Annotated in this window: 23 protein-coding genes; 21 read left to right on the top strand and 2 right to left on the bottom strand. The window is 28.8% G+C overall.

The window, feature by feature from the left end; genetic code table 11:
• The first annotated feature begins 8 nt into the window (after nucleotides 1-8).
• From U8307_RS00680 to U8307_RS00645, 8 genes are all read left to right on the top strand, one after another.
• Nucleotides 9-755 carry a Stp1/IreP family PP2C-type Ser/Thr phosphatase gene (locus U8307_RS00680; RefSeq protein WP_326909268.1) on the top strand — a complete coding sequence of 249 codons (747 nt, stop codon included), beginning with the start codon at nucleotides 9-11 and terminating at the stop codon, nucleotides 753-755.
• On the top strand, nucleotides 752-2,806 hold the full coding sequence (gene pknB, locus U8307_RS00675) for a Stk1 family PASTA domain-containing Ser/Thr kinase (RefSeq protein ID WP_326909267.1): 2,055 nt from the start codon (nucleotides 752-754) through the stop codon (nucleotides 2,804-2,806). The genes U8307_RS00680 and pknB overlap by 4 nt, the downstream gene beginning before the upstream one ends.
• A gap of 8 nt (nucleotides 2,807-2,814) precedes the next feature.
• A complete protein-coding gene (rsgA, locus tag U8307_RS00670; protein WP_326909266.1) occupies nucleotides 2,815-3,693 on the top strand; it encodes a ribosome small subunit-dependent GTPase A in 879 nt (292 codons plus the stop codon).
• A 19-nt stretch (nucleotides 3,694-3,712) separates the two neighbouring features.
• Nucleotides 3,713-4,372 carry a ribulose-phosphate 3-epimerase gene (gene rpe, locus U8307_RS00665; RefSeq protein ID WP_326909264.1) on the top strand — a complete coding sequence of 220 codons (660 nt, stop codon included), beginning with the start codon at nucleotides 3,713-3,715 and terminating at the stop codon, nucleotides 4,370-4,372.
• The gene (locus U8307_RS00660) at nucleotides 4,373-5,014 is read left to right on the top strand and encodes a thiamine diphosphokinase (protein ID WP_326909262.1); all 642 of its coding nucleotides are present in this window, start codon (nucleotides 4,373-4,375) and stop codon (nucleotides 5,012-5,014) included.
• Nucleotides 5,015-5,137: 123 nt separating this feature from the next.
• Nucleotides 5,138-6,526 (top strand): asparagine--tRNA ligase, encoded by a 1,389-nt coding sequence (gene asnS / locus U8307_RS00655; protein ID WP_326909261.1) that lies wholly within the window; start codon nucleotides 5,138-5,140, stop codon nucleotides 6,524-6,526.
• Nucleotides 6,527-6,671: 145 nt separating this feature from the next.
• Nucleotides 6,672-7,130, top strand: coding sequence for a DUF2935 domain-containing protein (locus U8307_RS00650; protein WP_326909260.1), 459 nt, complete (start codon nucleotides 6,672-6,674; stop codon nucleotides 7,128-7,130).
• A 133-nt stretch (nucleotides 7,131-7,263) separates the two neighbouring features.
• Nucleotides 7,264-7,452, top strand: a complete 189-nt coding sequence (locus U8307_RS00645) for a hypothetical protein (protein WP_326909258.1) — start codon at nucleotides 7,264-7,266, stop codon at nucleotides 7,450-7,452.
• Between the two features lie 57 nt (nucleotides 7,453-7,509).
• Here U8307_RS00645 and rpmB read toward each other — a convergent pair whose 3' ends face one another.
• Nucleotides 7,510-7,701, bottom strand: coding sequence for a 50S ribosomal protein L28 (rpmB, locus tag U8307_RS00640; RefSeq protein ID WP_326909256.1), 192 nt, complete (start codon nucleotides 7,699-7,701; stop codon nucleotides 7,510-7,512).
• 318 nt (nucleotides 7,702-8,019) lie between these two features.
• On the opposite strand from rpmB, the gene U8307_RS00635 reads away from it, so the two are divergent.
• The 6 genes from U8307_RS00635 to U8307_RS00610 all read left to right on the top strand — a co-directional run bounded on the left by U8307_RS00635 (nucleotide 8,020) and on the right by U8307_RS00610 (nucleotide 13,695).
• Nucleotides 8,020-8,376: an Asp23/Gls24 family envelope stress response protein gene (locus tag U8307_RS00635; RefSeq protein WP_326909253.1), complete on the top strand. Its 357-nt coding sequence runs from the start codon at nucleotides 8,020-8,022 to the stop codon at nucleotides 8,374-8,376.
• Between the two features lie 13 nt (nucleotides 8,377-8,389).
• Complete coding sequence (locus U8307_RS00630) at nucleotides 8,390-10,009, top strand: DAK2 domain-containing protein (RefSeq protein WP_326909250.1); 1,620 nt, start codon at nucleotides 8,390-8,392, stop codon at nucleotides 10,007-10,009.
• A gap of 77 nt (nucleotides 10,010-10,086) precedes the next feature.
• Nucleotides 10,087-12,141, top strand: a complete 2,055-nt coding sequence (gene recG / locus U8307_RS00625; protein ID WP_326909248.1) for an ATP-dependent DNA helicase RecG — start codon at nucleotides 10,087-10,089, stop codon at nucleotides 12,139-12,141.
• 70 nt (nucleotides 12,142-12,211) lie between these two features.
• Nucleotides 12,212-12,769, top strand: a complete 558-nt coding sequence (rsmD, locus tag U8307_RS00620; protein ID WP_326909246.1) for a 16S rRNA (guanine(966)-N(2))-methyltransferase RsmD — start codon at nucleotides 12,212-12,214, stop codon at nucleotides 12,767-12,769.
• Between the two features lies 1 nt (nucleotide 12,770).
• On the top strand, nucleotides 12,771-13,247 hold the full coding sequence (coaD, locus tag U8307_RS00615; RefSeq protein ID WP_326909244.1) for a pantetheine-phosphate adenylyltransferase: 477 nt from the start codon (nucleotides 12,771-12,773) through the stop codon (nucleotides 13,245-13,247).
• 7 nt (nucleotides 13,248-13,254) lie between these two features.
• The gene (locus U8307_RS00610; RefSeq protein ID WP_326909242.1) at nucleotides 13,255-13,695 is read left to right on the top strand and encodes an ATPase; all 441 of its coding nucleotides are present in this window, start codon (nucleotides 13,255-13,257) and stop codon (nucleotides 13,693-13,695) included.
• Nucleotides 13,696-13,733: 38 nt separating this feature from the next.
• On the opposite strand, the gene U8307_RS00605 is transcribed toward U8307_RS00610, so the two are convergent.
• Complete coding sequence (locus tag U8307_RS00605; RefSeq protein WP_442985536.1) at nucleotides 13,734-14,345, bottom strand: hydrolase; 612 nt, start codon at nucleotides 14,343-14,345, stop codon at nucleotides 13,734-13,736.
• Nucleotides 14,346-14,694: 349 nt separating this feature from the next.
• Here U8307_RS00605 and U8307_RS00600 point away from each other — a divergent pair, with 349 nt between their 5' ends.
• From U8307_RS00600 to U8307_RS00570, 7 genes are all read left to right on the top strand, one after another.
• The gene (locus U8307_RS00600) at nucleotides 14,695-15,264 is read left to right on the top strand and encodes a GNAT family N-acetyltransferase (protein ID WP_326909238.1); all 570 of its coding nucleotides are present in this window, start codon (nucleotides 14,695-14,697) and stop codon (nucleotides 15,262-15,264) included.
• Nucleotides 15,265-15,413: 149 nt separating this feature from the next.
• Nucleotides 15,414-16,781: a trigger factor gene (tig, locus tag U8307_RS00595; RefSeq protein WP_326909236.1), complete on the top strand. Its 1,368-nt coding sequence runs from the start codon at nucleotides 15,414-15,416 to the stop codon at nucleotides 16,779-16,781.
• Between the two features lie 65 nt (nucleotides 16,782-16,846).
• A complete protein-coding gene (gene clpP, locus U8307_RS00590) occupies nucleotides 16,847-17,431 on the top strand; it encodes an ATP-dependent Clp endopeptidase proteolytic subunit ClpP (protein WP_326909234.1) in 585 nt (194 codons plus the stop codon).
• A 12-nt stretch (nucleotides 17,432-17,443) separates the two neighbouring features.
• Nucleotides 17,444-18,703, top strand: a complete 1,260-nt coding sequence (gene clpX / locus U8307_RS00585) for an ATP-dependent Clp protease ATP-binding subunit ClpX (RefSeq protein ID WP_326909232.1) — start codon at nucleotides 17,444-17,446, stop codon at nucleotides 18,701-18,703.
• Between the two features lie 62 nt (nucleotides 18,704-18,765).
• The gene (gene lon / locus U8307_RS00580; RefSeq protein WP_326909231.1) at nucleotides 18,766-21,093 is read left to right on the top strand and encodes an endopeptidase La; all 2,328 of its coding nucleotides are present in this window, start codon (nucleotides 18,766-18,768) and stop codon (nucleotides 21,091-21,093) included.
• 141 nt (nucleotides 21,094-21,234) lie between these two features.
• Complete coding sequence (gene yihA, locus U8307_RS00575) at nucleotides 21,235-21,828, top strand: ribosome biogenesis GTP-binding protein YihA/YsxC (RefSeq protein ID WP_326909229.1); 594 nt, start codon at nucleotides 21,235-21,237, stop codon at nucleotides 21,826-21,828.
• Between the two features lie 88 nt (nucleotides 21,829-21,916).
• Nucleotides 21,917-22,303 carry an ATP-binding protein gene (locus tag U8307_RS00570; protein WP_326909227.1) on the top strand — a complete coding sequence of 129 codons (387 nt, stop codon included), beginning with the start codon at nucleotides 21,917-21,919 and terminating at the stop codon, nucleotides 22,301-22,303.
• Nucleotides 22,304-22,320 lie beyond the last annotated feature (17 nt).

Here is a 22,320-nt window from a genome sequence, read left to right as displayed (position 1 = left end):
GTATCTTTATGAAGGTATACTTTGAAACAAATAAAGGGTTGTTGAGAGAAATAAATGAAGATAATTTTTTGATTCAAGAAACCAAAAGATTTAACCTTTATGCAGTTGCAGATGGTATGGGTGGTCATAAAGCTGGAGAAGTCGCAAGTTCTTTGGCCATAGATACAATTAAGCAATGCTTCGATAGCGATTGTATGTCAGAGAATTTCATGGTTCCAAAATTTATTAATGACAGTATACAATTAGCAAATAAGAAAATAAGAGAAGAATCTTTTGAAAAAGAAGAGTACAATGGTATGGGAACAACCGTGACTATGGCAGTAGTTGACTTGGAGCATAACATAGCATATATAGGAAATATAGGTGATAGTAGAGCTTATTTATTAAAAGATGATGAGATAATACAACTTACAGAAGACCATACATATGTAAATGAGTTATTAAAAGATGGAAGAATAACGACAGAAGAAGCAAAAAAACATCCTAAAAGAAATATTATTACGAGAGCAGTAGGCAGTGAAGAAGATATGCAAGTCGATATCTTTGAAATTGAGTTCTTAAAAAACGAAGCTTTGCTTATTTGCTCAGATGGGCTTACAACTCATATTAACGACGAAGAAATATTGAATACTATAGTTACATATGGTTGTTCAAAAAGTGTACAAAGGTTAATAGATCTCAGCAACGATAATGGAGGAACAGATAACATTACTTTAATTATTGTTGATAATAATTATAGAGGTGACAATTTATGATAGGTAAAATATTAGGTAATAGATATGAAATTATAGAAAGAATTGGTGGAGGCGGAATGTCTTATGTATATAAGGCAAAATGCAACGTATTAAACCGATTTGTAGCTATTAAAGTCCTTAGACAGGAATTAACTTCTGACCCAGATTTTGTTGCTAATTTTAAGCAAGAATCTTTGTCTGCAGCAAGTCTTACACATCCTAATATTGTTAATATATATGATACGGGAATAGAAGATGATATATATTATATAGTAATGGAATATGTTAAAGGTGAAACTTTAAAAAAATATATTCAACGAAAGGATCGCTTAAGCGAGCAGGAAACTATAAAAATTACAAAACAAATAGCTGAAGCGCTTAAACATGCACATTTAAATAAGATAGTTCATAGAGATATAAAACCACATAATATTTTATTAACGGAAGAAGGTATTGCTAAAGTTGCAGACTTTGGGATTGCAAGAGCAGCTTCAAGTTCAACAATAAACAATACATCAAATGTTATCGGGTCTGTGCATTATTTTTCTCCAGAACAAGCTAGGGGAGGTTATGTAGATGATAAGTCAGATATATATTCTCTAGGAGTTGTAATGTATGAAATGATAACAGGGGTAGTACCATTTGATGGTGATAATCATATTACTGTAGCTATGAAACAAATTCAAGAGAATGCTGAGTTACCGACAACACGCATAAAGAATTTAAAAATATCAAAAAGTCTTGAAGATATTATAATGAAATGTTTAGAAAAACATCAGAGTTTTAGATATCAAAGTGTTGATGAATTAATTAAGAAATTAGATAATTTAAGCGAACTAATACCAACTAAAAATCATGAAGAAGAAATAATCGATAGTCCAACAATAGTCATGCCTAAAATTAATTCCAATGCAGAAAATCCTGAAGAAAATAAAAAGGTTATAGATATAGATTTATTTGATAAAAATTCTGACAATGCTTTCAAAACCTTTTTTGGAGAAAAGGAAAGTAATGAAGAAGATAATTTATTTGATGAATATCAAGAGCAAGATGAAGATGGCAAGAAAAGTAAGAATTTAAAAATTACTTTAGCTGCTATTTTAAGTGCATTAGCCGTAGCAATTATTGGTGGTTTAATTGGATTTAGAGCCATGCTTTATGTTCCTGAAGTAACAATGCCTGATTTAATTGGAAGAGATGAAGAAGAGGCTGAAAAAATAATTGAAGATCTTGGATTAGTATTCAATATTTCAGAAAGAGAATATAATGATGATTTTGAAGAAGGCAAGGTTGTAGATCAAAGTGAAGAAGAAGGAACTAAACTTAAAGAAAATTATACTGTTGATGTAATTATAAGTAAAGGTCAAAGAGAAATTAAGGTTCCAAATTTAATTGGGAAATACGCTATAGAAGCTGGACTAATCCTATCAGAAGCAGGGTTAGAAGAAGGTCGTGTAACAGAAGATTATTCTGAAAATGTACCTTCTGGTCAGATAATCGACCAGTCTCCTGTAGCAGAAACTTCTGCTAATGAAAATGATTCTGTAGATTATGTTATAAGTAAAGGTCCAGAAATTATTTACACTACAATGCCAAATGTAGAAGGTCTTGAATTAGAAACAGCAAAACAAATGATTATACAATATGGTTTGACTGTAGGACAAATTACTGAGGAAAATGATGAAAATATTGCAGAGGGATTAGTTATTAAACAAAGTGTTCCTGCTGGTCAAGATGTGGAGCAAGGCTCATCAATATGGATGACTGTAAGCTTAGGTCCAAAGGAAACGGAAAATGAAGGTAATGATTCTGAAGATAATGAAGACAATGAAAAACCTGACGAGCCAGCAATCGGAACTTATCCACTTACAATTAAACTACCGTCAGATAAGGAAAAAGTTCTCGTTGTAGTTCAAAGGGTTACTGATTCTGGAATAGAAATATTATATTCAGAAGAAGTAAATACATCAGAAAAAAGTATTATTATAAATATTGAAGGAAAGGGAACTCAAATTTTTGATATTTATATAGATAATGAGTTATATGATAGAGCTGAAATTACTTTTGAGTAGGAGAATTTATGATAGAGGGTATTATAACTAGAGGCGTTGGCGGAAATTATTACGTAGATATAGGTGAAGAAAAGATTGAATGCAGAGCTAGAGGCATTTTTAGACTTCAAAATATTAAACCACTAGTAGGAGATAATGTAATAATTAGGCTTACAGCTGAAGATGAACATTGTGGTTATATTGAGGAAATAAAGACAAGAACAAATGAAATCAAGAGACCTCCTATTGCAAATGTTGAACAATTGCTAATATTCTTTGCGACTACAAATCCAGAACCAAGCTTCTTACTTCTTGATAAACTATTAATAGCGGCAGAAACAAATAATTTAAAACCAATAATTTGTTTTAATAAGTCAGATCTTGACAGTGAAGATAAGAAAAAAGAAATAAGAGAAATTTATATTAACACTGGTTATAAAATTATTTTTACAAGCATTAAAGATGAGAAATCTTTAGAAGAACTTAAAAGTATTCTTAAAGATAAATTAAGTGTATTTTCAGGTCCATCTGGTGTTGGAAAATCTTCTATAATGAACGCGGTACAACCAAATTTTGAATTAAAAACAGGTAAAATAAGCGAAAAACTAAAAAGAGGCAAGCATACTACTAGACATGCAGAAATATACAAGTTAAGTTTTGGTGGATATGTAGTAGATACACCTGGTTTTAGTTCCTTTGAATTTGATGGAATTACAGAATATGAATTAGGCAATTACTATCCTGAAATAGTAAAATATAGTAGTGGTTGTAGATTTGCAGATTGCTTGCATTATAAAGAACCAAATTGTGTAATTAAGGAAGCAGTTACAAATTCCTTAATTAGTGAAACTAGATATAATAATTATACAAAGTTGCTAGAAGAAATAAGAAATAAAAAATTATACTGATAAGATTTAGGGAGGAAATATGAATAAACTATCGCCATCAATATTATCTGCAGATTTTTCTCAACTAGGAGAGGAAATAAAGCGAGTCGAAGAAGGCGGAGCTGACTATATACACATAGATGTAATGGATGGACATTTTGTTCCGAATATTTCTATAGGGGCTGATGTTATTAAATCTATACGTAAAGTTACACAGTTAACTTTTGATGTTCATTTAATGATTGAAAATGCAGATAAGTATATTGATGACTTTTATAAGGCTGGTGCAGATATTATTACAGTACATCAAGAATCATGCTTACATTTACATAGAACTATACAAAAAATAAAATCTTTAGGATTAAAGGCAGGAGTTTCATTAAATCCAGCAACGCCTATATCAATACTTAAAGATATAATAGGTGATGTTGATATGGTTTTATTAATGAGTGTAAATCCAGGATTCGGCGGACAGAGTTTAATAAAAAATGTTAAATCTAAATTTACTGATTTAAAAGAACTAATAAAAGAAAAAAACTTAAACATAGACATTGAAATAGATGGTGGAGTTTCTTTAAAAAATTTAGAAGAAATTTTAAGCTGGGGACCTAATGTAATTGTTGCAGGCTCAGCTATTTATAAAGCAAATAATGTAATTGAAGAAACTAAAAAGTTTAAAAAAATTATGGCGGGAAAATAAATGTCTGTTTTAATTATTGGAAATGGTAGTTCTTTTAATAAATACTCAAATGAAGAAGTCTTTAATAGCATTGAATTAATTATATGTGCAGATGGAGGCTTATCAAAAGCAGAAATCCTTGGATTAGTACCTGATATAATTATTGGTGACTTTGATTCCGTAAATTATTCTATATTAAAAAAATACGAGGATATGAATGTAGAAATAATTAAGTATCCGGCGGAAAAAGATTATACTGATATGGAATTAGCTATAGACCTTGCAGTGAATAAAGGCTATAAGGATATGATAATTTTAGGAGCTACAGGAACTAGATTAGATCATACTATGGCTAATATGCTGTTATTGGAAAAGTATTATAAACAAGGTATTAAAATTAAAATAATAGATAATAATAATATAATACAAATTATCTCAGATGATACAAAATTGACATTACAATATAAAAAAAATTATTTTATATCAATAGTACCTATTACCGAAGAGATAAATGATTTAACTTTGAAAGGGTTCAAGTATCCATTAAATAAAGTTAATGTTAAAAGAGGTTCTACTCTCTGTATTAGTAATGAGATAAATGTTAAAGTTAGTGAAGTTACTTTGAGAAGTGGAACGGCATTTCTTATTGTAGCTAATGATTGAATATATGAATTTAATATTGCAATAGATGGAATTTTGATTTATAATCAAATATGTTGTGAGATGATATGGAAATCTCTTTCCCTCCTAGAGGATAGAAGGAGTTTTTTTTACAAGGGAGGAAATATGAAAGTAATTGATTTAAAAGACTTATTTAAAAAATCTGAGGAATATTACGGAAAAGAAGTTTATGTAGAAGGTTGGATAAGAACAATAAGAGATTCTAAAAATTTTGGTTTTATTGAATTAAATGATGGAACTTTTTTGAAGAATCTACAAATTGTATTTGATAATAGCTTGAAAAACTTTGACGACATAAAAAAATTCTCTACAGGAAGTGCTATAACAGTTAGAGGAATGTTTGAGGAAACACAGGGGGCAAAACAACCTTTTGAAATTAAAGCAAAAGAAGTTAATTTGGAGGCTTCATCAGATTCAAGTTATCCATTGCAGAAAAAAAGACATTCATTTGAATATTTGAGAACAATTGCACATTTAAGACCTAGGACTAATACATTCGCAGCAGTATTTAGAGTGAGATCTCTAGCGGCATATGCTATACATAAATTTTTTAATGAAAGAGGATTTATATATGCTCATCCTCCAATAATTACAGCAAGTGACGCTGAAGGTGCAGGTGAAATGTTCAGAGTTACTTCTCTTAATTTAGATAATTTAGAAAAGTCAGAAGGTAAGGTTGACTATTCAAAAGATTTTTTTGGAAAATCAGCAAATCTAACGGTTAGTGGACAATTAGAAGCTGAAATTTTTGCTTTAGCTTTTAAAAATACATATACATTTGGGCCAACATTTAGAGCAGAAAATTCTAATACAACTAGACATGCTGCTGAATTTTGGATGATTGAACCAGAAATTGCATTTGCAGATTTAAACGATAATATGCAACTTGCTGAGGACATGGTTAAATTTGTAGTTAATTATGTATTGGATAATGGAAAAGAAGAAATGGAATTCTTTAACAGTTTTGTAGATAAAGAACTTTTTTCAAAACTAGACAATGTAATTAATTCAGAGTTTGGAAAAATAACTTATACTGATGCTATAGAAATATTAAAGAAAAATAATGATAATTTTGATTATCCTGTTGAATGGGGTACTGATATTCAAACAGAACACGAAAGATATTTGTCTGAAAAGATATTTGGCAAACCAGTTTTTGTTACAAATTATCCAAAAGATATTAAGGCATTCTATATGAGAATGAACGAAGATAATAAAACTGTTGCTGCTATGGATTTACTTGTTCCAGGAATAGGAGAACTAATTGGAGGAAGTCAAAGAGAAGAAAGAATAGACTATCTTGAGAAACGTATGGCTGAAATGGGTGTAGCTACAGAAGAAATGTGGTGGTACATGGAACTTCGAAAGTACGGAGGGGTAAAACATTCAGGATATGGACTTGGATTTGAAAGACTTATTATGTATCTTACTGGTATGACTAATATAAGAGACGTAATACCATTCCCAAGAACACCAAAAAATGCAGAATTTTAATTAATATAGAATTATTGTAGGATTTGTGATAAAACACAAATCCTTTTTTGATTTCCTTATTCTGCATTATTGAACACTTTTTATTCTCACCAATAATTTATTTTTGCGTATAATAACATAAATAAATAATTCGGAGGAAAATGTTATGAGGTTTATTTATGGTGAAATGAATATACTTAGAGCTTTAGAAGAAGCAGAATTTTGGAAACGTCAAGAAAGTGAACATACAGTTGTTATTCAAGAAGTTGTACCAGATTTAGAGGAAGAATATGTAAATAAACTAATCGAATATAAGGAAATATTTGATTCTACCGAATCAAGAATTACACAGTATATAGAAAACATTGTAAATAATCAAAATATATCACCTAGAATATATGAAGATAATGCTCAATTAATTAATTTAGCAATTAAACAAAGCCAGGTTTTTATAAATTTTTTAAGTATGTTACTTAGAGAAAGTGATCCAGTTATGAATGATCCTATTTCTACTACTGTTATAAATCATATAAGAAGAGAGTCTGAATATTTTATAGGAATAGTATCAGCATTTTTAGATTTACTTATGCAAGATACTGCTAACAAAAGAAAGAACTTTTATTAATAGAACAAAGATGCAAAAAAATAAGGATATTTCTAATTTTTTTGTATCTTTTTTATAAGAGTGAATAGAATGTATTAACGGGTAACTTCAAATGTTAAAATTGAATACCTTAACAGTTACTAGGAGTGATACTATGAATTTTAAGCGTAAAAAGAAATGTAACCCTATAGGCAGAAAAATAAAATTTACTGAAATATTAGGAATTATGATAGCAGTTATAGGAGCTATTATTGTTGTTCAGATTTTGCCAGTTAAAATTTGGCTCTTTATTTTAGGCGTTTTGTTAGTTGTTCTTGGAAGTACCTTGTTTAGACTTTTGTAAAATAATAATTGTTTGTATATTACTATAAAAAAAATAATGGCTTCAATAGCCACTATTTTATATTGCACGTTGTACTTTACCAGATCTTATACATCTAGTGCAAACAGTTATTTTTTTTGGAGTGCCATTGTCTAAAACAGTTACTTTTCTAACATTAGGCTTCCAAGTTCTTTTAATTTTTCTATCAGCATGTGTTATACTGTGTCCAGAAATAGTACCTTTTCCACAAACCTCACAAAATTTAGCCATATTCTACACCTCCCGTTTATTTTAACATTAAGCTTCGTATCCATAAATATATCTAAGGTATTAACGATAATTTCGTCATATGCCTTTTTTGTATAAGCTACTGTTATAATAACTTGCTTATCTTTTTAACTTATTTAGTTTACCATTAAAATATAAATATTGCAATATTAAATTTTAATTAGTATAATAAAATATAATATGACAGAATATAAACTAAATTTCGCCATTCATATTTTATTTGTAAATTTTTGATAAAAAGGTTATAATAAGTTTACTTATAAGATATTATTTAAATAAATAAAATATAGGAGGTCGTATATGTCAGTAAATATAACAAATGAATTTGGTAATATTTCAATAGATGATCAAGTATTTGCCACAATTGCCGGTATTGCTGCTATGGAATGCTATGGAATAGTAGGAATGGCTACAAAAAATGCTACTGAAGGATTCTTCGAATTGTTGAAGAAAGAACAATTAACAAAAGGAATAAAAGTAACTACAGTAGATGATAAATTAAATGTTGATTTATATACTGTATTTCAATATGGTGTAAAAATATCAGTAGTAGCAGAAAATGTTATTTCTAAAGTTAAATATAGTATAGAGTCTTTTTCAGGGGTAAATGTTGACAAAGTAAATATTTTTGTACAAGGGATAAGGGTGCAGAAATAGTGAGGAGGAAAAAATGTTTGTAAAATATATTGATAATATTACATTTAAAAAAATGCTTTTAGGAGCCGCTGTCAATTTAGAAAATAACAAAGCTATAGTAGATTCTTTAAATGTTTTTCCTGTACCAGATGGGGATACAGGTACAAATATGAACTTGACAGTTCAAGCAGCTATGAAAGAAATAAACAATTTAACTGAAAGTACTATAGAAAAACTATCTCAAGCTGCTGCAAATGGATCTTTAATGGGAGCGAGAGGTAATTCTGGTGTAATATTATCACAATTGTTTAGAGGTATGGCTAAAGGGTTGGAAAGTACACATAAAATTGATACAAAGGCTATAGCTGAAGCTTGTAAATCTGCTTCAGATACAGCTTATAAGGCAGTTATGAAGCCAGTTGAAGGTACGATTTTAACGGTTGCAAGAGAAACAGCTCAAAGGGCAATGGAATCATATATAGACTATGAAGATACTATAGAATTTTTAGAAATTTTAATAGAGCAGGCTAAGGATACTTTAGATAGAACTCCAGAAATGCTTAAGGTATTAAAGCAGGCAGATGTTGTTGATGCAGGTGGTAAGGGTTTAATATTTCTTTTAGAGGGCGCGTTGGCTTCTTTAAAAGGTGTTGAAATTAAGCAAGAAGAAGTTGATAAAAAAGTAGTAGAGACTGAAAAGGAAATACAGCAATTCAGCAGTGAAGATGAAATTATATATGCGTATTGTACAGAATTTATTATTAATAATGCGAAAAAAACTGCTGAAGATTTCTTAAGTAAAATATTTGATAAAGGTGACTCTATAGTTTGTGTAGGTAATGACAATATTATTAAAGTACATATACACACAAATAATCCAGGTCAAATTTTAGCAATCGCTGTAAAGTATGGTGAATTAATTAAAATAAAGATAGATAATATGAAGGAACAGTTTAGAGAAAGATATAAGAATTCCTCTAAAAAAAGCGAAGAAAAGAAGCCATATGGGTTCGTTGCAATAGGAATGGGCGAAGGAATTGAAAAAGTTTTTGATGATTTAAGTGTTGATGTATTTTTGTCTGGAGGACAGACAATGAATCCTAGTACAGAAGATATTATTGAAGCGACAAAAAATATCAATGCTGATAACATTATAATATTGCCAAATAACAGCAATATTATTTTAGCTGCAAATCAAGCTAAGAAAGTATCACAAAAACAATTACATGTAGTACCAAGTAAAAGTATACCTCAAGGTATATCTGCTATGCTTGTATTTAAAGAAGAAAATGATGTTGAACAAAACATTGAAGCTATGACTGAGGCTGTAAAGGAAGTAAAAACTGGTCAAATAACTTATGCAGTAAGAGATACTGTATTTAATGATATGGAAATTAAAAAGGATGAAATTATTGCATTATATGATGGGGAGATAGTTGCTCATGGAAATAATGCTGAAGATGAAACAATAGAGCTTATTAATAAGATGGTAGATGAAGATAGTTTTTTAATAACTCTTTTTTATGGTGAAGGCGTTGATAAAAAGATTGCAGAAAATTTAAAATCGAGAGTTGAAGAAGCTGCAGAAGAATGCGATGTTGAAATAATATATGGTGGTCAACCTCTTTATTATTATATAATATCTGTGGAATAAATCCTTCGCTTTATTTTAAATTGATATAAACAGGGTGTATTTGTATTCTGAATTTATAATTATAAATAGGTGGTTTCATGTTAAATTCTGATATACAGTATTTAAAAGGAGTTGGACCAAAAAAAGCAAAAAAATTTAAAAAGCTAGGAATATTTACCATAGAGAATTTGTTGAATTATTATCCTATTAAGTACGAAGATAGGAGAACAGTAAGTAAAATTAATGAAATGGTAGATAATACAAAAGTCTTACTAAAAATTAAGCTCTTTAATACTCCTGAAAAAAAAGTAATTAAAAAAAATATGACTATAATAAAAGTTGCAGGCAGAGATGATACAGGCTTTGTTACTCTTACTTTTTTTAATCAAGATTACTTGCTTCAAAAACTAAATTTAGAAGATTGGTTTTATGTTTTTGGAAAAGTAAAATATGCTTATGGTAAATATGAATTGACTAATCCTGATATAGAAAAGGTAGGTAAAGATAAAAAAGCTGGAAGAATTATGCCTATTTATGGTTTAACTTATGGTCTTTCAAATAATGAAATTACAAAAGCTGTGAAAAATGCTCTTGATGAATATTATAGTAAAATTGAAGATATTATTCCAATTGAAATAAAAAACAAATACCAGTTGATATCAAGGCGAGATGCAATTAAATATTTTCATTTTCCAGAAAATAATAAAATATATTCTCTTGCAAAAAAGTCAATCGCTTTTGAAAAACTTTTGATAATGCAATTAGGGCTATTAACTATAAAGAATAGACTTAGAACAAGTTCCCAAGGTCTAAAAATTAATGATTCATCACTTGGTGATAAACTTATAGCTTCTATTCCGTATAAACTTACAAATGCGCAGCTCAAAGTAATAAAAGAAATTAAAGAAGATATGAGATTAAGTAAACCTATGAATAGACTTGTACAAGGGGATGTAGGATCTGGTAAAACTATAGTAGCAATTTATGCTATGTTAATAGCAATAAAATCTGGTTATCAGGCTTCTATGATGGCACCAACAGAAATTTTAGCATTACAGCATTATGATACAATTAAAGGTTATTTTAAAATTGCAAATATTAATTTGAATGTTGCTTTTCTATCAGGATCAACAAATGCTAAAAACAAAAGGAAAATATTAGATGAATTAAAAAATGGTCAAATAGATATAATTGTTGGAACTCACGCACTCATAGAGAATAATGTAGAATTTAGTAATATTGGACTTGTAGTTACAGATGAACAGCATCGATTTGGGGTAAGACAAAGAGCAATGTTATCTAATAAAGGCAATAACCCAGATATGATAGTTATGACAGCGACGCCTATACCAAGAACTTTAGCTCTAATAGTATATGGAGATTTAGATATTTCTGTTATTGATGAAATGCCTCCTGGCAGGCATGAAGTTATTACATATGTGTTAAATGAAAATCAAAAAAACGAAGCATATAGTTTTATTAAAAAACAGATTAAAAGTGGTCGACAAGGGTATATTGTTGCTCCTTTAGTAGAAGAATCAGAAAATTTAGAAATTGATTCTGCAGAAAAAATATTTAATGAATTAAGTAATACATATTTTTCTGAATGCAAATTAGGATTATTGCATGGAAAAATGAAAAGTTCAGACAAAGAAGAAACAATTAATAGATTTTATAATGACGAAATAAAGGTACTTGTTTCGACTACTGTTATTGAAGTTGGAGTTAATGTTCCAAATGCCGTTGTGATGATGGTTCTTAGTGCAGAAAGATTTGGACTTGCTCAGTTACATCAATTAAGAGGTAGAGTAGGAAGAGGAAAATATCAGTCTTATTGTATATTGGTAAATGGCAGTAAGTCAAAAAAATCATCAGATAGAATGAACATAATGAAAAACACAAACAATGGTTTCATTATAGCTGAAGAAGATTTGAAAAATAGAGGACCAGGTGAATTTTTTGGTACAAAACAACATGGATTATCTAAATATGAAGTACAAAATATAATTAATGATGTTAATATTGTTCAAAAGGTTCAGTTGCTATCTAAAAAAATCATTAATGAAAATCCATTTCTTGATAAAGAAGAATATATAAATTTAAAAGAAGAAATAATTAAACTATTTAAAAATGAAGATGTTGTGTTTAATTAATGCAGTTGTCACTTAGAGGGATAGTGTAGGATGATTGTTTGAAATAAACTATAATTAGGGGTTGAAAATTTTGAGAATTATTTCAGGAAAAAATAAAGGCAAAAAACTTTATGCACCTGATGGTGTTTCTGTTAGACCTACAACTGATAAAATTAAGGAAGCTATATTTAATATGATTGGTTATATTGATGAAGAATCAATAGTGTTAGACTTATTTGCCGGATCAGGTAGCGTAGGGATTGAGTTTTTAGCAAGAGGCGCTAAAGAATGTATATTTGTCGATTATTCTCGAAAAAGTTTAAGCTATGTTAAGAAAAATTTAGAACTATGCAATTTTATAAGTAATTCTAAAATAATACAAAGTAATTATGAAAAAGCAATAATAGATTTAAATAATAAAAAAAAGCAATTTGATTTTATATTTGCAGATCCACCTTATGATTTAAATTGTAGTTATAATATAGTAGAAAAAGTATTGAAGTATAATATTCTTAAGCCGGATGGTTTATTAATAATAGAAGGTGATAAAACCGAAAAGGAAATTGAATATAAAGATAATATAATAAAATATAAAGAAAAATTATATGGAAGAACTAGAATCAGCATAGTAAAGTATTTGGAGGACTGAAATGAAAGTTTTATATACTGGTAGCTTTGATCCTATTACTTGTGGACATCTTGACTTAGTAAAGAGATGTGCTAATAAATTTGATGAGGTGCTTGTAACTGTATTTAATAATAGCTCAAAAAAATACATGTTTTCAAAAGAAGAAAGATATGAACTTGTTAAGGGAGCTGTATCAGAATTAAAAAATGTTCAAGTTGATGTAGCTGAAGGATTAGTTGTTGATTATTGTAGAAAAAATAAAATAAATATGGTTGTGAGAGGCTTGAGGGCTGTATCAGATTATGAATACGAATTATCTATATCAGCTATTAATAGGCATTTAAATAGTGAATTAGAAACAATATTCTTAGTTGCTTCATCAGAATATTCTTTTATTAGTTCAAGCATGGTTAAAGAGGTAGCTGGATTTAATGGTAACTATAAGGATTTAGTACCGGAAAATGTATTTAATGCAATAGAAAAAAAACTAGGGAGGTAAAGTCTAAATGGATATTTTGAATTTATTAGAAAGAATAGAAGATATTATTGAGGATGCTTCAAAGTTTCCTTTGTCGAATAAAGTTATGATTGATAAAGAGGAAGTATTAGAGGTAATTAATGATATAAGGTTAAAATTACCGGATGAAATAAACAGAGCATCGTGGGTTGCAAAAGAACGTCAAAGAATTTTATCAGAGGCACATGAAGAAGCTGAGGAATTAATTGCAAAAGTAAAAGAGCAACAACAATATCTCATTCAAGATAGTGAAATAACAAAAGAAGCTCAAAGCTATGCAAAGAAAATAATTCAAGAAGCTGAGGAAAAAGCTAATGAGATGAAATTAAGTGCTTTTAATTATAGTGATGAAATACTTTCTAAGCTTCAAGAAAAGATTAGAGATATAAATAATATTATTGAAGATAACAGGGAAGCTTTAAAAAATTAAATTTTTGTACAAGCTGGGAGGTAAATATCCTCCCAGTACTACATTTTATCTCTATAGTTGTCCATTATTTCGGAGAATAAATCTCCAGTTGTAGGAGGAGTAAAGGTAATTGCATTTGCTCCAGCTTGAATAGTATTAGATATATCTTTTGCTGTTGGACCTCCTGTAGCTATAATTGGAAATAATGGATGTCTTTCTCTTATTGTTTTAACAATTTCATATGTTTTATTACCTCCAGAAACGTTAAATATTGAAGCACCAGCTTGAATTCTGGATTCAAAATCTTCTTTTGCAGATACAATTGTAATAATTATTGGTATATCAAGTCTTTTTTTCATTTCGCTGATTAGCTCATTAGGTGTGGGAGCGTTCATAACAACTCCAAATGCACCGTTTAATTCCGCATTAATTGCAATATCTATTGACCTTTGACCAGTGGTTATGCCACCTCCAACACCAACAAATACAGGAGAAGATGAGATTTCTATGATAGCTTGGTTAATAGCGATTTGTGGTGTGAAGGGATAAACAGCTATTACACCATCGGCATTATGATTTTTGATAATCGCTAAATCAGTTGAAAATATTAATGACTTTATTCTTTTACCAAAGATATTTATTCCACTAGTTTTATATATTTCTTTAGGCATTTGTATTGGTTTCTTTTTTAAAACTGATTCAATGGTAGGTATGAATTTTCTATCTCTTTTTTCAGTATTATTTTTAACATCTTGGCTGTAATTGTCATCAATAATTTCATTACTATATAATTTCTCCATATATATACCTCCTGATTTTATATTTATATAATTATATAATTTTTGATGTAAAAATACAATAAATTATATCTTGATAAATTGTAAAATTTTCTATGCAAATGTACTGTAAAATTATATAATAATTCTAATGAGGTAAGTTTATAACTTATAAAGAAGATAAGTACTTTCAAGTTAATATATACAAAGTGGATGTTATAAATATATGAGGAGAAAAAATCTAATGTATTTGTGTAGAAATAAATCTAATTTGATACATAAAGGTACTCAATTAATTGAAACTAGAAGACTTATATTAAGAAAATTTCAGACCATAGATGTCTATGATGTTTATACAAATTGGACTAGTGATGTAGAAGCAGCAAAGTATAACGCGTGGAAGGTACACGATAGTATAGAAACTACAAAGATATATTTATATGAATGGATTAAACAATATGATAAGTTAAAGTATTATCATTGGGCAATAACTGACAAAAAAACTGAAGAAGTAATTGGCTCTATATCATTATCTAATATTAAGACAAGAAAAAAGTATTGCGAAATAGGATATACAGTTGCGAGAAAATATTGGAATCAAGGAATAGCCACAGAAGCTTTAAAAGATGTTATAGATTATTTGATAAATGAGGTAGGGTTTATTACTATAAGAGCATTACATGATGTTAGAAATAAGGCTTCTGGTAGAGTAATGGAAAAGGCAGGTATGGTATATATAAAAAATGAAAAAAAAATATTTTTGAATTCAGAAAAATTAATAGTAAATTGTTGTGTATATGACTATAAAGAGTAATATACTACTAAAATAATGCAAAAATCCTCAATAAATTATTGATTTTAAAATTGATTATGTTATAATAGAATGGTTAATTATGAAATTGATTAAAATGAAACAATTTTGACTTTTTTACATAAACTAAATAAGGATTATAGGAGGAAATAATGAATTCCAAATTACAAAAAAAAGATAATAATATAGTAACAATTGAATTTACAGTATCTCAAGAGGACTTTGAAAAAGCTGTGAATAAAGCATATTTAAAAGCTAAAAATAATATTAATGTCCAAGGCTTTAGAAAAGGAAAAGCGCCAAGACACATTATAGAGAAAAAATATGGAAAGAGTATTTTTTATGATGATGCACTTGATATTGCAATAAAAGATGCATATCCAGCAGCAGTAACTGAATTAGAACTTAATGTTATTGATAGTCCAAATATAAATATTGAAAAATTTGAAGATGGTGAAGATATAGTTTTAAGTGCTGAAGTTCAGGTTATGCCTGATGTTAAACTTTGCGAATATAAAGGAATTGAAGTTGAAAAGTTTGAAATGTCTGTAAGTGATGAAGATGTGGATAAAGAAATTAAGGGTATTCAAGAAAAAAATGCTAGGATTATTGAAGTATCAGATAGACCAGTACAAAATGGAGATTTTTTAACTATAGATTATACAGGGTTTGTAGGTGAAGAACAATTCGAAGGCGGTACTGCAGAAAATCAATCTTTAGAAATTGGCTCAAATTCATTTATACCTGGATTTGAAGAACAACTTATTGGAAAGTCAATGGGTGAGGAAGTTGAAGTAAATGTTAAATTCCCTGAAGAATATCATTCAGAGGATTTACAAGGAAAAGATGCAACTTTTAAAGTTAAAATACATGAAATAAAAACAAAAGAACTTCCAGAAATTGATGATGAATTTGCTAAAGATGTAAGTGAATTTGACACTTTAGAGGAGCTTAAATTATCAACTAAAGAAACACTTCAAAAAAAAGCTGAAGATCAAGAAAAAGTTACAAATGATAATAATGTTATAACTAAAGTTGTAAAAGAATCAACAGTAGAAGTACCAGAAGTTTTAATAGAAAGAGAAATAAATTACTTAGCAAGGAATTATGAGGAACAATTTCGTTCTCAAGGATTTGTTGGTAAGGAATATGATAGTATAATAAAATCCTTTGTAGATCAATATAAGGACAGTGCTAAAGAACAAGCTGAATTTAATGTAAAAGCTGAATTAGTTTTAAATGAAATCATTAAAAAAGAAGACATTAAAATTTCAGATGATGATTTAAAAGAAGAAATTTCTAAAATAGCAGAATCATATAATGTAGAAGAAGAAAGATTAGAAACTTTTAAAGAAAGTATGATTGAATCAAGCAAAAGTTATATTGAAGAAACTCTTCAAAAAAGAAAAGCAATCGAGATGCTTGTAGAAAATGCTAAATTTGTTGAAAAAGTTGAAACAGAAGAAAAAAAAGAAAATGCTGATTCAGATGATTCAAAGGAAAATAAGGAAAATAATTAAGATAAAATTAAGATTTATTGATACAATAAAGGTAAGATAAAAATATAATATAGGAGGAATGAATAATGGCTTTAGTACCATATGTAGTAGAACAGACAGGTAGAGGAGAAAGATCTTACGATATTTATTCAAGACTTTTAAAAGATAGAATTATAATTTTAAGCGATGAAGTAAATGATGCAACTGCAAGTGTTATAGTAGCACAACTTTTATTTTTAGAATCTGAGGATCCTGATAAAGATATACAGTTATATATAAATAGTCCTGGGGGATCTATAACATCAGGAATGGCAATTTACGATACAATGCAATATATTAAACCTGATGTTTCAACAATTTGTGTTGGAATGGCTGCAAGTATGGGTGCATTTTTATTGCTATCTGGTGCAAAGGGAAAAAGACTAGCTCTTCCAAATTCAGAAATAATGATACATCAACCTTTAGGTGGCATGAAAGGTCAGGCTTCAGATATTAAGATACATGCAGACAGAATTATAAAAATAAGAGAAACCTTAAATAATATAATTAGCGAAAAAACAGGTCAACCATTAAAACAGGTTGAAAAAGATACTGATAGAGATAATTTTATGACAGCGGAGGCAGCTAAAGAGTATGGTATAATTGATGAAATTATTGCCAAAAGAAAATAAAGGAGTGTTTTAATGAGCAAAAATAATGAAAAACAAATTAAATGCTCGTTTTGTGGAAAATCTCAAGAACAAGTAAGAAGACTTATTGCGGGACCAGATGTATATATTTGTGATGAATGTATTGAACTGTGTTATAATATAGTTGATGATGATATAGATTTATACGAGGAATATGATTTTACCGAGCTTCCTAAACCAAAAGAGATTAAAGAAAAGCTTGATGAATATGTTATACAGCAAGAACAAGCAAAAAAATCTTTATCTGTGGCAGTATACAATCACTACAAGCGAATTAATCATAAAACTAAAAAAGAAGAAGTAGAGATTCAAAAAAGTAATATTCTACTTATGGGACCTACTGGAAGTGGAAAAACATATTTAGCTCAAACTTTAGCAAGGCTATTAAACGTACCATTTGCAATAGCAGATGCGACATCACTTACTGAAGCTGGGTATGTAGGAGAAGATGTTGAAAATATACTTCTCAAACTTTTACAAGCAGCAGATTTTGATATTGAAAAAGCAGAAAAGGGTATTATTTATATAGATGAAATAGACAAAATATCACGTAGGTCAGATAATCCATCTATAACAAGAGATGTAAGTGGTGAAGGCGTTCAGCAGGCTCTTTTGAAAATATTAGAAGGTACAGTAGCTAATGTACCTCCACAAGGTGGAAGGAAACATCCACACCAAGATTTTATACAGATAGACACTACTAATATTTTATTTATTTTAGGTGGAGCCTTTGATGGTATAGAAAAAATAATACAAAAAAGAATAGGTAAGAAAAGCATAGGTTTTGGTGCTGATATAAAAGGAAATAATTTCAAAGATACTGATGAATTGCTAAAGAAGGTGCAGGCCAACGATTTATTAAAATTTGGATTAATTCCCGAATTTATTGGTAGAATGCCAGTTCTAGTAACACTAGAAAAACTGGATAAACAAGCTTTAGTTACTATTTTGACAGAACCTAAAAATGCTTTATTGAAACAATATAAAGAATTGTTCAAGATAGATAATGTTGATTTAGAAATTGAAAAAGAAGCATTAGAAGAAATTGCAAATAAAGCTTTAGAAATCAACACCGGAGCAAGAGGGTTAAGAGGTATTCTTGAGAGCACAATGACTGATGTAATGTATGAAATACCTTCAAGAAATGACGTTAAAAAATGTCTGATAACGAAAGATACAATTGTTAATAAAAGTGAGCCGAAATTAGTATTAACTAAAAAGGCCTTAGTTGATAAAGAAGAAAATGCATCATAAAAACTGCCTGCCTTTGTAGGCAGTTTTTATGATATTGCTTGTTTTAAGATAGGGAGAAAAATATGATTTTAAACTATAGTATAGAAAACAGAATTCTACCTTTGATACCTATCAGAGGTATTGGAATTTTTCCTAATACAGTAATTCATTTTGATATAGGAAGAGAAAAATCAATAAATGCATTAGAAGAGGCAATGCTTGAAGATTCAGATATTTTTCTTACTGTTCAAAAAGAACCAGAAGTAGATAAACCTAAAGACGAAGATTTCTATGAAGTAGGAGTAATATGTAAAATAAAACAAATGATAAAAATGCCTGGAGATAATATAAGGGTTTTAGTAGAAGGTATAAATAGAGGAAAAATAAAATCAATATCACAGGAAGATCCTTTTTTTGAAGTAGTTTTAGATGAGTATATTTATAGTAGTGTGTTACCTTTAGAAGAAAAACTTGAAGCAATGGTTCGATTATCTTTAGAAAAGTTTGAAGAATATGCATCAATTCATACAAAAATAGCTACAGATACAATAACATCTTTAAAAGAAATTAAAAACCCAGATAAATTAGCAGATGTAATAGCTTCTTATATTTATATTAAACCTGAGCAAAAGCAAGAAATACTTGAAACCTTCGATCCATATAAAAGATTGGAAATTTTAAATACTTTTATTGTAAAAGAGACAAAAATATTACAAATTGAAGATGAGATAAGTGAGATAGTTAGAAAGCAAATAAATGAGTTTCAAAAAGATTATTATCTTAAAGAACAATTAAGGGCTATTCAAAAAGAATTGGGAGAAGAAGAAAGTATTGAATTAGAAGTAGACGAATATTTGAAAAAGATATCTACTGCCAAAATGCCAAAGGAAGTTAGGGAAAAAGCAGAAAAAGAAATCAACAGGCTTTTAAAAATTTCTTCATCTTCTCCAGATGCTGGCGTTATAAGAACTTATGTGGATTGGTTGATAGATATGCCATGGGATAAAAAAACCAAAGATAATACAAATCTAAAAAAGGCAAGGACAATACTGGATGAAGATCACTTTGGCTTGAAGGAAGTTAAAGATAGAATATTAGAATATTTAGCTATTAAACATATAAATAAAAATATGAAAGGTCCAATACTATGTTTCGTAGGGCCACCGGGTGTAGGGAAAACATCAATAGCAAAATCCATAGCTAGAGCAATGAATAGAAAATATGTAAGAATTTCACTGGGTGGTGTGAGAGACGAAGCTGAAATTAGAGGACATAGAAGAACTTATATTGGCGCTATACCAGGAAGGATAATATCTTCAATAGCAAAAGTTAAAGTAAACAACCCTGTTTTTTTATTAGATGAAATAGATAAATTAGCAAATGACTTTAGAGGAGATCCAGCATCTGCTTTACTTGAAGCTTTAGATCCTGAACAAAACTCAACGTTTACGGATCATTATATAGAAGCACCTTTTAATTTAGAGAATGTAATGTTTATAACAACTGCTAATTCTACATCAACTATTCCCGGCCCTCTTTTAGATAGAATGGAAATAATAGAGTTATCGGGATATACTGAAAATGAAAAGATTAATATAGCAGAAAAATATTTAATCGAAAAACAAATTAAGGAACATGGTATTAAAGACAACCAAATTCAAATATCTAAGAACGCTATAATACAATTAATCCAAAGATATACAAGAGAATCAGGAGTAAGAAATTTAGAAAGAAATATAGGAAAATTAATTAGGAAAGCTGCTGTTCAAATTGTAGAAAACAATAAAAGTTCGGTAGTTATTAATAGTCAAAATATTAAAAATTATTTAGGTGTTCCTAAATATGACTATGATTTAGTATATGAAGAAGATCAAATAGGTGTAGTTACAGGGCTTGCTTGGACAACAGTTGGAGGAGAAACTCTATTTATAGAAGTAAATACTATGAAGGGAGAAGGGAAACTTCAACTTACTGGTCAGCTTGGTGATGTTATGAAAGAATCTGCAATGGCAGCGTTAAGTTATATAAAATCAAATGCAGAGAACCTTGGAATAGATTATAAAATATTTAAAGAAACTGATATTCATGTACATGTTCCTGAAGGCGCAATACCTAAAGATGGACCATCTGCAGGTATAACAATAGCTACTGCAATTATTTCAGCTTTAACTAAAAAATATGTTCGCAAGGATGTAGCTATGACTGGAGAAATTACTATTACTGGTAGAGTCTTACCAATAGGTGGATTAAAAGAAAAATTGTTAGCTGCAAAAAGGGCTGGCATTAAGAAAGTTATTCTATGCTCTAAAAATAAATTAGAAGCTTCGAAGATTGACACTAAAATTACTCGTTCTTTAGAAATAGTATACGTTGATAAAATTGAAGATGTTGTAAAAGAATCATTAATATAATAGATATAGCTAGAACTTGATAATATGTAAGCAATTGTATTAAATATAAAAGTAATTGCTTACATATATAACTTGCTTTTTGTCATAAAGATAAAAGATTTATAAATATTACTAGTTTACATAATTAAAGAAAGGGAAAATATGATTATTAAAAAAGCAGATTTATTAATAACTGCAGCCAAAAAAGAACAATATCCAGATACTGAAGTTCCTGAAATAGCATTTGCTGGAAAATCAAATGTTGGTAAATCATCAATGATAAATGCATTAGTAAATAGAAAAAAATTAGCAAGAACAAGTGGGCAGCCAGGCAAAACTCAAACAATTAATTTTTATAATATTAATGATACGTTAAATTTAGTTGACTTACCAGGTTATGGCTATGCAAAAGTATCGAAGAATGAAAGAGAAAAATGGGGGGTTATGATAGAAACATATCTTTATAATAGAAATCAACTTAAGGAAGTTGTTTTGTTGGTAGATATAAGACACGAACCTAGCGTAAATGATAAACAAATGTATACATGGATTAAAAATTGTAATTTTACTGGATATGTAATAGCTACTAAAGCAGATAAATTGTCAAGGTCACAACAAATGAAAAATCTATCAGTTATAAAAAAGTCATTATATATAAGTAATGATAATTTACTTTATCCTTTTTCATCAGAAACTAAAGCTGGTGTTGAAAATGTCTGGAATCTATTTGAAAATATATTGGGAATAGAAGAATAGATACCTCTTATCCACTACAAATTAATATACATATCTGATTAAGAATGTAAAAATAGGGTATATTATTTTTACGGGGAGGAAAAAATGGATGAATTGTAAAATAGAGAGGAAAGTTAACATCGACATAAACATGGTTAAAGATGTTGTTGAAGACATTCTTCATAATATTGAAAGTTTATTAAATGAGAAAGTTTGCTTTAATACAAAGTTAATACTACATGAATTAATAATAAATGGAGTAAAGCACGGAAATATGGAAGACAAAAACAAGCTTTTGAATATTAATGTTATAATAGATAATTCATGTTTGATTATAGAGGTATCAGATGAAGGCCCAGGAATAAGATATAGGCGAAAAGCATTTGGCGAATATGACTATTGTGAATCAGGAAGAGGATTAATGCTTGTAGAAGGTCTTTCCGATAAATTTGATGTAAAAGGAAATACTGTTACTTGTGTCCAATATTTAAAATAAACATTTTAAATTTATAA

The sequence above is a fragment of the Sedimentibacter sp. MB31-C6 genome (assembly GCF_035934735.1).
Taxonomy (GTDB): domain Bacteria; phylum Bacillota; class Clostridia; order Tissierellales; family Sedimentibacteraceae; genus Sedimentibacter.
This window is presented reverse-complemented; position numbering and strand designations above follow the sequence as displayed.